General features: G+C 47.8%; 8 protein-coding genes. 4 read left to right on the top strand and 4 right to left on the bottom strand.

Annotation, left to right across the window (positions count from 1 at the left end; translation table 11 throughout):
* Positions 1-36: 36 nt before the first annotated feature.
* The gene (locus KDD36_00150) at positions 37-1,950 is read right to left on the bottom strand and encodes a T9SS type A sorting domain-containing protein (protein MCB0395029.1); all 1,914 of its coding nucleotides are present in this window, start codon (positions 1,948-1,950) and stop codon (positions 37-39) included.
* Between the two features lie 120 nt (positions 1,951-2,070).
* Positions 2,071-4,938, bottom strand: coding sequence for an aminomethyl-transferring glycine dehydrogenase (gene gcvP, locus KDD36_00145; GenBank protein MCB0395028.1), 2,868 nt, complete (start codon positions 4,936-4,938; stop codon positions 2,071-2,073).
* 140 nt (positions 4,939-5,078) lie between these two features.
* Between gcvP and KDD36_00140 the strand changes: the two genes are divergently transcribed.
* Positions 5,079-5,696 (top strand): hypothetical protein, encoded by a 618-nt coding sequence (locus KDD36_00140; protein ID MCB0395027.1) that lies wholly within the window; start codon positions 5,079-5,081, stop codon positions 5,694-5,696.
* 9 nt (positions 5,697-5,705) lie between these two features.
* Positions 5,706-6,554, top strand: a complete 849-nt coding sequence (locus KDD36_00135; GenBank protein ID MCB0395026.1) for a hypothetical protein — start codon at positions 5,706-5,708, stop codon at positions 6,552-6,554.
* A 6-nt stretch (positions 6,555-6,560) separates the two neighbouring features.
* On the opposite strand, the gene hemL is transcribed toward KDD36_00135, so the two are convergent.
* Positions 6,561-7,853 carry a glutamate-1-semialdehyde 2,1-aminomutase gene (gene hemL, locus KDD36_00130; protein MCB0395025.1) on the bottom strand — a complete coding sequence of 431 codons (1,293 nt, stop codon included), beginning with the start codon at positions 7,851-7,853 and terminating at the stop codon, positions 6,561-6,563.
* Between the two features lie 53 nt (positions 7,854-7,906).
* Here hemL and kynU point away from each other — a divergent pair, with 53 nt between their 5' ends.
* Positions 7,907-9,220, top strand: coding sequence for a kynureninase (gene kynU, locus KDD36_00125; protein ID MCB0395024.1), 1,314 nt, complete (start codon positions 7,907-7,909; stop codon positions 9,218-9,220).
* Positions 9,221-9,222: 2 nt separating this feature from the next.
* Here the strand turns inward: kynU and KDD36_00120 are convergent, their stop codons facing one another.
* Entirely contained in the window at positions 9,223-9,873 is a 651-nt protein-coding gene (locus KDD36_00120; protein ID MCB0395023.1) for an MBL fold metallo-hydrolase, read from the bottom strand.
* 102 nt (positions 9,874-9,975) lie between these two features.
* Between KDD36_00120 and KDD36_00115 the strand changes: the two genes are divergently transcribed.
* Entirely contained in the window at positions 9,976-11,748 is a 1,773-nt protein-coding gene (locus KDD36_00115; GenBank protein ID MCB0395022.1) for a PD40 domain-containing protein, read from the top strand.
* The last annotated feature ends 181 nt before the right edge of the window (positions 11,749-11,929 follow it).

Below are 11,929 nucleotides of genomic sequence, written 5' to 3'. Positions count from 1 at the left end.
CCGGGCTCTTTTATTATAATGGGTAAGTTAAAGCGGTTACTCCACGACCACCTTGTATACGCTTTCGGAGTTGTTGTTGATCAACTTCACAAAATATAAACCTTTCTCAATTGAAGATAGATCTATCGTTTCACTCAGGTAAGAAGTAGAAACGCATACGTCCTTAGAATAGACAACCTGACCAATTACATTGGTTACTTGAATTGTGCTATTCCTGCCTCTCAGGTTCTCAGCAATGATATTGAAGTAACCATTGTTCGGATTGGGAAATACCTTCACTTTATGAGGGTTTTCGACCTCATTTACACCTACACAGTAGTTACCACTTCCATCATTTACATTCAGTCGGATCATCGGTTGATCACTTACCCAACCCCAACCGCCTGAGCAGTATGCGAATGAGGTGGCATCAGGCTGAATGGTTGCGAGATCACCACCAACCCAGAAGCTTTTACCGGCAATATTATAGATGGATATGGATGCCATGAATGCACTATCCTTTTCTACAGTCACCGGGGTGGTAAATGGTAAAGTAATCCAGGAGTTAGCGTCACCGGCAACAATGTCATAAATTTCAGATGCTGCAATAGGACTGGTTTGAACAATTGCGCCGTTTCCATCTACCTGAAAGCGGTAAAGATTAAGAATCACTGCTACGCCGGGAGTAGTGCTTGCCATATTATAAAAGGAAATAGAAGTGGCTACTGCATCACTGCTGAATTCATATAATGTGCTGATTTCCTCACCATCCGCATTCTGCGAACAAGAGGCCCATGTTGTCAGGCCAATGGCCTTGTTGGCAACACCATAATCACGTGCAAAAACAGTGTCGGAAAGCGCAAAATTAAAGGATGCGGTATTGTTTGCCATGTACTGATCCGTTTCGGTTTGGTTTACCGTGTAATCAATCGAGTATTGACCGATTTCATTACATGTTGAACCCGGATAGAATGACGTACTGGTTGAAACAGTGTCAAGATCAAGGGGAACCGTTGACATAGCGGTGGAAGACTCATCATAGACTGTAGCACCGGAAGGATCCTTCACCTTTACGTTAAGTACAACGTTAGCGAGAGCGGAAGTACCATTGTTGTATATTGCGCCACGAAAATCGATCGGTGTAGTGGCTCCCTGACTCCTTGGCAACATGGAGTAAAAACCACCATCCATATAATTGAAGTCAACAAACGGCCTTACAAGTGCATTTTCTTCAGTGTAGCCTTCAACAACTGCAACATCATCAACCGCCCAGTAGTAGTGACTAGGGCCATCTATCCGCCAGCGGATCCAAACCTTTGACTGACCGCTTGCAATATCCGAAATATTAACCGATGCCATCATTGGGTTAGGCGAATTGTCATTGACCTTAACTCCTGTACTAACCGGGTAAGTACCCTTGACGTTATATTCTTTCCAGGAGGTGCTGTCATTCGACACATAAATACTCAACTTGCTAGCTGGATCACAACAATACCGGAACGCATGCTGAAATTTAAGAAATACAGATGTATAACCTGTATAATCCATAGCCGGGGTCTGAAGAGAAGTGTTCATCAAGGTGACACCGAGATTGTTAAGGCAACCAGCGTCAGCATTGTACCGGTCACCAAACATCAATGCATACCCATTTTTGGCGGAAGTAGCTTTGAATATGGCGCTTGTGAGGATACAGGAAATAGTATCTGTGCTTGCATATTCCCATACATTTCCAGTGGCCGGTGTAGTGTGGTCAATGATTTCCCAGCCGGCCGGAATGCCACCTGAAAAATCCTCAGACCATATGGTATCACCCAATGCATCAATACCTGCATTCAGGGAATGTGCCACGTTTGTGGAGACTTCATTTTGTGCACCGGGCCTCACTTCTGCTGGAGCAATATTGGTACGCTGAGCAAACGCAATATTAGCCAGGAAGAATGCAGCACCTGCAACAGTGTAGATCTTCTTCATAATCAATTATTTAGGTTAGGGTTAAAAGAATAATTCAGAAACAATTGGATACAATCGAATGCTCCAAAGGTAAAAAAACTCGCAAATAATTATACAAGCGTTTAGAAATACTTTTGACGCTTAAACTTGTTCGAGTAAGTTTTCCTCATAAGCCTCCATCGGAGGGCATGTGCATATCAGTTGTCGATCACCCTGTGCGTTGTCTACACGCTTGACAGTTGGCCAGTATTTGGCCTCGGTCAACCACGGTAACGGGAACGCAGCCTGGGACCGGCTATACGCGTGATCCCATTTATCACCACTGACTTCCATAACTGTATGTGGCGCATTCTTTAAGACATTGTCCACAGCATCTGCCTTGCCTTCTTCAATATCCTTTATTTCCTGTCTGATGGAAATCATGGCCTCACAAAAACGGTCCAGTTCATCCAGGGACTCACTCTCGGTTGGTTCGATCATTAAGGTACCCGCCACCGGGAATGATACCGTAGGTGCATGAAATCCATAATCGATCAGTCGTTTTGCGATATCTTCCACCTCTATCTGGGCATTACGTTTGAATGGTCTGCAGTCCAGGATCATTTCATGAGCAACCCTGTTCTTGGTGCCTTTGTACAAAACCGGATAGTACTTTTCAAGGCGTTCTTTCAGATAGTTGGCATTCAGAATGGCAGCTTCGGTGGAAGCCCTGAGTCCTTTTGCGCCAAGTAGTTTAATGTAAGCGTAGGAGATAAGATGAATACTTGCACTGCCCCAGGGAGCTGCCGATATGGCTGTGATACCATGATCTCCTCCGGTTTTGATCACGGGGTGACCTGGAAGAAACGGTGACAGGTGCGCTGCTACACCAATCGGGCCCATGCCGGGACCACCGCCTCCATGGGGAATGGCAAAGGTTTTATGTAAATTAAGGTGACATACATCGGCTCCGATGGTCGCAGGATTGGTCAGTCCTACCTGAGCGTTCATGTTGGCACCATCCATGTATACCTGCCCACCTGCTTCGTGGATCATTTTGGTCACATCCATAATGGATTCCTCGAATACCCCATGGGTGGATGGGTAGGTCACCATGAAGCAGGAAAGTTCATTCTTGTGTTTCTCGATCTTTGCTTTCAGATCTTCCAGATCGATGTTCCCCTTCTCGTCGCATTTGACAATCACCACACTCATGCCGGCCATCACGGCACTGGCAGGGTTGGTGCCGTGTGCGGAAGATGGGATCAAAGCCACATTCCGGTGATGATCACCCCGGCTTTCATGGTAGGCGCGTATCACCATCAGTCCGGCATATTCTCCCTGAGCTCCGGAATTGGGTTGTAACGAAACACTGTCAAATCCTGTGATAACGCACAGTGCCTTTTCAAAATCTCTGAAAATCTCGGCATAGCCCTGCGCTTGTTCAACCGGAACAAAAGGATGTAGCCCGTTGAATTTCCGGAAGCTCACAGGCATCAATTGCGTGGCTGCGTTCAGTTTCATCGTGCATGAACCGAGTGGGATCATAGAGTGGGTGAGGGACAGGTCCTTGTTCTCCAGCTTCTTGATGTAGCGCATCAATTCTGTTTCCGAACGGTGGCTGTTAAACACGTCGTGGGTAAGGAAGGCAGAGGTCCGCTTCAAGGATCCCGGCAGAATACCTTCCCCGGATAAATCCGCAGGCGCCGGTTTACCTGATGCTTCTGCAAAAACGGCGATCAGTTGTCTGACATCTTCTTCAGTGGTTGTTTCATCCACCGAAATGCCAATGCCATCATTCGTATACCTTAAGTTAATACGCTTCGCTTCGGCAAGTTCACGGATTTTATCACCCTCTCCATTGATGAACAATGTATCGAAGAATGCGGAATTCCTCAATTCATAACCCAATGCGCTCAGTGCGTTGCTCACCATGGTTGCACGACGATGAATGCGGTCGGCAATAAAGCGAATGCCTTCAGGACCATGATACACAGCATACATACCAGCCATGTTGGCGAGGAGAACCTGGGATGTGCAGATATTTGACGTGGCACGTTCACGCTTGATGTGCTGCTCTCTGGTCTGAAGCGCCATGCGGAGCGCCTTCTTCCCAAGTTTATCCACAGATACGCCAATGATACGACCGGGAATGAATCTTTTGAAATCTTCGGTCACGGCAAAGAATGCAGCATGTGGTCCACCATAACCCATGGGTACACCAAATCGCTGACTGGACCCGAATACCGCATCCGCACCCCATTCGCCGGGAGGGACCAATAAGGCAAGGCTCATCAGATCTGATGCAACAGCTACCCTGATTTGTTTCTTGTGGGCCTCATCAACAAGACCTTTATAATCTTCAACGAGTCCCAATCCGTCCGGGTATTGAAGAAGCATGCCGAATGCGTTGTTTACACCGGCAAGCTCATTGCTGGGCTTCACAACAAGTTCAATGCCCAACGGAATGGCTCTTGTTTTCAGGAGGTCGAGCGTTTGAGGAAAACAATTCTCCGCTACCGCAAACGTATTTTTTCCCTGGGTTACTTCTTCTTTGGTGCGGGCATTATAAAACATGATCATGGCTTCCGCTGCTGCCGTGGCTTCATCAAGCAGACTGGCATTTGCCAAAGGCATGGCGGTAAGGTCACAGACCATGGTCTGGAAGTTCAACAAAGATTCAAGGCGACCTTGTGATATTTCTGCCTGGTAAGGTGTATAAGCGGTATACCATCCGGGGTTCTCAAAAAGGTTTCTGAGGATCGGTGATGGGGTGATGCAGTCATAATAACCCTGACCCAGGTATGATTTGTATACCTGGTTTTTGTCTGCAAGGCGACTGATATGATCGAGATACTGTGACTCGAGAAGACCTTCATCCAAAGGCAAATCCTTCTTAAGACGGATACTGGCAGGAATGGTCTCACCAATCAATTGATCAAGGGTATCGCATCCGACCGTTTCAAGCGCTCGTTTTACCGTTTCTTCATCATGGCCTATGTGTCTGCGAACAAATGTGGTTTCTTTCATATGATACCGGGTTACCTTCAGGTTACTTGTTATGGGCTAATTTTGGACGTGCAAATGTAGTGATGTTGGCAAGAAAAAACAGCTACCCACGCGTATTTTTTTTCCATCCCGTCCCCCGGTTTTTATACCTTTGGCGCTTCATGACCTACTCTGTTTCCGGGAAAGCATTTATCCTGATCACTTTCATGTGTATGATGTGCGGTTTGTTGTATGCCCAGCAACCGGATGTACGTCTTGTGCTCATGAATGGTGATACGCTCCATGTAACCTCTGCTGATACCCTTGCCTCAAAGGTGATCTACCAGGTACCGGGTAAAGAAAAGGAGAAAAGTATGTCAAGGTACCGGGTGTTCCTCATCGTTAAAGGGGATAATGAGCTTTGGGTTTATGATGTGGATACCCTTGAAGGCGACGATTATTCAAGACAGGAAATGGCAAAGTATATCAGGGGAATTTACGACGCCCGGCAAAACTACCATACCGGGTGGCTTAAAGCGCCAGCCTTCTTGGTAGGGGGAGGATCGGCTATTTTAGGCCCATTGTATGGACTCGTTCCTCAGGTGGTTTATGTGTCTCTTATCGGAAATATATCACCCAGGAAGGAGACAGGAATGGATGAAAAGATGAAGGATGACTTCTATTACCGGGAAGGATATACAGGCAAAGCGCGCAACAAACGTACACGCCACAGCGCGGCATCCAGCTTTCTGGGCTTTCTTACCGGACTTGTTGTTTATCAACAGGCCTTTCATAAATAATCGCTTCCCGTGTTCAAGAACCTGGTGTATGCAAACGGATGGATCGCCATAGGAGCGGCCATGCAATGCATGCTTACCCTCATGCACGGTCAGCAATATGATGCTTATTTGTGGCCGGCTTTTGCCCTGGTCCTGATCGCTACATGGTGGTCCTATTCCATGCACCGTGTGCTTACCATCACAACTTCAGCCAAAAAAGATCTTCCGGTTCGATTGCAGTGGAGCAGAAGAAGGCGGAAAATACTTCTGGCAGCATTGGGTATTGCCATTGTGCCCATGTTGTTTCTGATCCGTTTTCTGGATCACATCTCGTGGACCATTTGCCTTATTACCTGCATTCCTGTTCTGTTGTACAGGTTACCAATAGGCAAATGGGGTGGATTGCGCGCACTGCCTTATCTGAAGCTTCCTCTGATCGCTGTAGTGTGGGCGCTTGTAACGGTGGCTTTACCAGTTGTTTCGGGTTGGACCGTGATGACCCGGGAAAATATGTACATCATGTTTGCTGAACGGAGCCTCTTCATCTTTGCCCTGACACTTCCTTTTGATGTTCGCGATGCCAAGGATGATAGCGCTGAAGGATTGAAGACCTGGGTGCATACCGTGGGCAAAGTAGCAGCTATCCGCATTTCGTTGTTCAGCCTCTTGCTTCACACCGGTTTGGTAGCCGGCCACACTTTTTTTCAGGGATTTTATAGTCAGGCGCAGTTACTGGCGTATTCCGGAAGTAACCTGATGACCGCGTTCTTCATTGTGCGCAGCGCCAGGGTGGAAAGCGACTTTTTTCATTTGTCAGTTCTGGATGGCATGCTGGTCGCTCAGCCGCTTTGGTTATGGTTGTTTGAATTCCTGGGGTAATCCTGATCAGGAAAATAATCTTTCAAGGGAACGTTGAATGCCCTGTGCGGCCTGGTCCAGATCTTCATCTGTGTGGGCCGAACTCAGGAAACAAACTTCATAGCCGGACGGTCCGACATAGACGCCTTCCTCCAGCAATAGCCTGTGCCATTCTGAAAATAGTTTGATAGCAGCCGGATCTATTTCATGGGCTGCTTTGGGTGGTTCCATTTCATTCAGACTTAAAAAGAAAATAGATCCTTCGGAAACAACGGAAAAAGGAAAGCCACTTTGACGGGCGCTTTCGGTTATACGTTCACAAAATTCACGGGTACGGGCAGCCAGGTGGTCATAAAAGCCAGACTGCAGACACAAGCTCAGTTGGGCCAGTCCACCTGCCATGGCCACCGGATTGCCCGAAAGTGTGCCTGCCTGATATACCGGTCCGCTTGGTGCGATCTGTTCCATGATCTCTTGTTTGCCGCCGTAAGCGCCAACGGGAAACCCGCCACCGATCACCTTCCCATAGGTTACCAGGTCGGGTATGATATCATAATATCCGGCCGCACCTTCAAAACCTAAACGAAATCCTGTGATCACCTCATCAAAGATCAGTACCGTGCCTGCCTTGGTACATAGTTCACGCAGCAAACGAAGGTATGCCGGGTCCTGTCTGAGTAAACCATTGTTGGCAGGCAAAGGCTCTGTGATCACACATGCCAGATCCTGACCATGCTGTTTAAAGGCTTCCTGAAGCGCGCCCTCATCGGCCAAAGGAATGACGATGGTTTCCCGCGCATAACCGGCGGGAACCCCGGCAGACGATGCGGTGCCCAGTGTGGCCAGTCCACTGCCAGCCTTCACCAGCAGGCCATCGGAATGACCATGATAGCAACCTTCGAACTTCAGAATCTTGTTGCGTCCGGTATAACCCCGTGAAAGCCTGATGGCAGACATGGTGGCTTCCGTCCCGGAGCTTACAAACCGGAGCGTATCCACCATCCGGTTGTTGTCTATGATCAGAGAAGCCAGTTGATTCTCCAGTTCGGTAGGTGCCCCAAACGATGTACCCAGGTGCATGACCTCTTCAACCTTTCGCATCACTTCCGGATGCACATGGCCATGAATAAGCGGACCCCAGGAGCAACAAAAGTCGATGTATTCATTTCCATCCACATCCCATAACCTGGCTCCCTTTCCCTTTGCAATAAATATCGGATCTCCGCTGACGGCACCGAATGCCCTGACGGGAGAATTAACGCCTCCCGGAAAAAGGCTTTGTGCTTTTACATATAACTTCTCGGAACGTTCGGTATTCATCTCGGCTGGTTTTGGGCACGAATTTATATCTTTCACACAAATTAAACCCAGTTATGAGTACGTCTGTAAACAAAGAACCTGTCATCACTTCAACCAACTTTGAGTTTAGTGCAGACTTTGCTGCTGCACAGGACAATGCCGATCCGCTTTCACGTTTCCGCGAGCAAATGCTCTTTCCGAAGGTTCGGGGAAAAGAAGCCTTGTATTTTGTGGGAAACTCCCTGGGCTTACAACCGCGGTCCGCATCACAGGCAGTCAATGATGAAATGCAGCGATGGGCGGAGATGGGTGTGGAAGGATATACCAGAGGGGATGCGCCATGGTTTGATCTTCATAAAAGATTTGCCAAAGGGCTGGCTCTTTATACGGGTGCCCGGGAATCAGAGGTGTGCGTGATGGGCAGTCTGACCGGCAATCTGCATGCAATGCTTACTTCCTTCTTTACACCAAACGGTAAGCGCAATAAGATCATCATGGAGGCGGGAGCATTTTCGTCTGACTATTATGCCTTGTCTTCCCAACTCAAACTTCACGGCCTTGATGTCGGATCCTGTCTTATAGAGTTGTTTCCCGCAGAAGGCGAGGCCACGTTACAACCCCAGGCGATCATTGAGGCCATCAATGCTACAGGTGATGAGCTGGCACTGGTCATGATGGGGGGCGTGAATTACTATACCGGACAGCGCTACGACATGGAAGCAATTACCAGGGCTGCGCATGGGGTAGGTGCGAAGGCAGGCTTTGATCTTGCACACGCCATTGGAAATATCGAGCTGAATCTGCACGACTGGGATGTGGACTTTGCAGTGTGGTGTCATTACAAATATCTGAATGCGGGGCCGGGTGCCATCGCCGGTTTTTTTGTCAACGAAAGATACGCCTCCAAACCCGGTTTGCCTAGATTGGAAGGATGGTGGGGATGTGATCCAGCGGAACGTTTTAAAATGAAGAAGGAATTCACCCCGACACCCGGAGCTGCGGGTTGGATGATGAGCTGTTTGCCTGCCGTTGCCATGGCGCCGCAGCAGGCGGCACTCGAACAAATGGTGGATGCAGGTCCGGAAAACTTATTCCTAAAACGCGACAAATTAACAGCCTATCTGTGGTATTGTTTGAAGGAGGTGGAGGCCTCAACCGGCGTGGAGGTGAAGATTCTGACGCCGGAAGACCCTGCCATGCGGGGTGCGCAATTGTCGGTTGTTATTGATAGGGGTAAAGAGGTGTTTGATCAGCTTTATGATCTCGGTGTGATATGTGACTGGCGTGAGCCGGAAGTGATCCGGTTGGCTCCGGTGCCCCTGTATAACAGTTACACGGATGTTTATCTCTTTTCGAAAATACTGAGGGATATTCTTTTTAAACGCTAAGGTTAAACGACCCGTTCCTGCAGGAATGGATTATGCTTGCGTTCCTGACCTATGGTCGTGGAAGGTCCGTGGCCGGCATAAACCGTGAAGTCATCATCCAGGATAAACAATTTTGACCGGATCGAATGGATTAACGTTGTAAAATCTCCTCCCGGCAAATCCGTACGTCCAATGCTACTGTAAAATAATACGTCACCCCCGATCACCCATTTGTCATTATGATTGATGAGACAAACACTTCCCGGGCTATGTCCCGGTGTGTGCACCACATCCAGCTTTGTGTCTCCGAATTCAATCACCATGCCTTCATCCAGGAAGGAGTCCGGCTCGGGGGATGGTTCCATGGTCACACCGAACGCCATGGCATGTGAACTGGCATTGCGCAATAAGGCAAGATCGAGTTCGTTAACGGCTAAAGGAATGCCATATTTCCTTGCGATGAAAGCATTGCCCATGATGTGATCAACATGGGCATGCGTATTCAGTAACCTTACCGGTTTTAAGCCGTTATCCCGGATAAAGGAAGTGATGGCATTCTGTTCGTTCGCATCGCAACAACCCGGGTCGATGATGAGGCATTCCCCGGTTTCATCATAAACGATGTATGTGTTCTCTTGAAAGGGATTGAATGTAAATGAATGTGCAGTTGCCATCCTCGGGGGTTTACATAACGAAAGTACAAAGATTGATGTAAAATAGTTACTTTTATTGTACAGTATAGTTACTTTTACTGTACATTCCAAGAAGTCTCAAGATTGAAACAACCGAAAACATCCCGTATTACGTTTCTTCGTCTGCTGATCCCGGCGATACTTTTGGTCGTGGCATCTGCACCACGAGCGCAGGCACAGTATTACAATGGTTCGCAGATGACCTTCGGGCAGAACAGGGTACAACACATAGAGATGTTGTGGACCTTCTACCGGTTTCAGGAGTTTGACATTTACTTTTATAAAGGGGGGAAGAACCTCGCGATATATGCAGCGAAGGCAGCGGACAAGTATATAGCGGAGCTGGAAAAAAAGCTCGACTATCAACTTGAAAAGAAGTTGCAGCTCGTGGTATTCAATAAATTGTCGGATCTGAGGCAGACCAATATCGGTCTGATGGGCTCCGAACAATACAATACCGGGGGCGTCACAAGGATTGTAGGTACCAAGATCCTCCTCTATTTCGATGGAGATCACGCGCATTTCGAAGAAGAGATCAAGGCTGGTCTGGCCCAGGTGCTCGTTAATCAGATGATGTATGGCGGGGATCTCAAGGATATGCTTAAGAACTCCACCTTCCTGAATCTTCCGGAATGGTATCTCAATGGCCTGATGTCATACCTGGCAAAGGGTTGGAATATGCATGTAGACAACCGGGTGAAGGATGGTATCATCTCCGGTCGTTACCGTAAATTCAACAAGCTAAGCGGAGAAGATGCCGTGTATGCCGGCCATTCGATCTGGGCATATATTGCAGATATATACGGGGAGTCCGTGATACCGAACATTCTGTACATGGCTAAGATCAGTCGGAATATTGAGAGCGGATTCCTTTTTGTACTTGGCACTTCACTCAAGAACCTCACCTTCGAGTGGATCAATTATTATACGGAACGTTATACCAACGCGGATAAAACACGCCACCTGCCTGAAAACAGTGTTGAGATCGGCAAACTCAAAAAGAACCGGACCTATTTTCATTTAAAGATCAGTCCGGATGGAAGCAAGGCGGTATACGTCTCCAACCACATGGGCAAGTACAAAGTGTGGCTGCACGATTTTGAAACCGGGAAAACGGAAAAGATTTTCAAGAAAGGATTCAAGCTGGCGGAATATCGTTTGGATTATTCTTTCCCGCTGTTAGACTGGCATCCGGGAGGAAAAATGCTGGCCATGATGCGGGAGCATAAAGGCCGTATTTTACTGGGGTACTACGACCTGAGCCAAAAGCGACCCAAGTGGCAGGAAACGCCGTTCCTTCATTTTGAGAAGATTGTCGACTTTTCCTATTCAGGTGATGGTAAAAACCTTGTACTGTCTGCCATCCGTGAAGGTCAGTCAGACATCTTTGTTTACAATATTTCTTCCTTCACCAACAAACAGATCACCAACGATATTTATGATGACCTCCATCCACGTTTCGTGCGCAATGATGAAGGCATTCTGTTCAGTTCAAACCGGGTGGATGATACCCTCAGAATGAAGACGGACGTTCATCTGGTACCTGCATCCAAGGATATCTTTTATTATGATGCGGGTGCACAATCCAATATTCTGAAAAGGATCACCAGGACACCCGACGTGGATGAGGATTTTCCGTTCGCGTACGATTCCGTTTATTTCTCGTATTTGTCGAATGCCAATGGGATCAACAATCGCTTTTTGGCCAGGCTGGATAGTGTTATCAGCCATATCGATACGGTGGCGCATTATCGCCCGGTGGTTCAGACCCAGCCGTTGACAAACTATTCAAGGAATATCGTGGAACAACACATAGTGCCTTCCGCAAAGAAAGCAGGTGAGTTGATGTTTGCCTAAGGCAGGTTCAGGATATTTGTAGGAGAGAACAAGGCGCCAAAACAGGTAGCACAGCTCAAGCTCACGGATAGTGGATATCAGGCCCACAAAGATATGCCGGATTCTTCGGATGGCCGAATACATAATCCAATGGACGGTGAAACACCCATTGCAGAAGAACATGTGGTACAACCTGTGGAGG

The organism is Flavobacteriales bacterium (genome assembly GCA_020435415.1).
Taxonomy (GTDB): domain Bacteria; phylum Bacteroidota; class Bacteroidia; order JACJYZ01; family JACJYZ01; genus JACJYZ01.
Note: the sequence above shows the minus strand (reverse complement) of the source record. Positions and strands in the feature narration are given on the sequence as shown.

Coding starts and splice junctions, on each gene's coding strand:
- KDD36_00150 (MCB0395029.1), bottom strand. CDS start 1,950: ATGAAGAAGATCTACACTGTTGCAGGTGCTGCATTCTTCCTGGCTAAT.
- KDD36_00140 (MCB0395027.1), top strand. CDS start 5,079: ATGACCTACTCTGTTTCCGGGAAAGCATTTATCCTGATCACTTTCATG.
- gcvP (MCB0395028.1), bottom strand. CDS start 4,938: ATGAAAGAAACCACATTTGTTCGCAGACACATAGGCCATGATGAAGAA.
- kynU (MCB0395024.1), top strand. CDS start 7,907: ATGAGTACGTCTGTAAACAAAGAACCTGTCATCACTTCAACCAACTTT.
- KDD36_00120 (MCB0395023.1), bottom strand. CDS start 9,873: ATGGCAACTGCACATTCATTTACATTCAATCCCTTTCAAGAGAACACA.
- hemL (MCB0395025.1), bottom strand. CDS start 7,853: ATGAATACCGAACGTTCCGAGAAGTTATATGTAAAAGCACAAAGCCTT.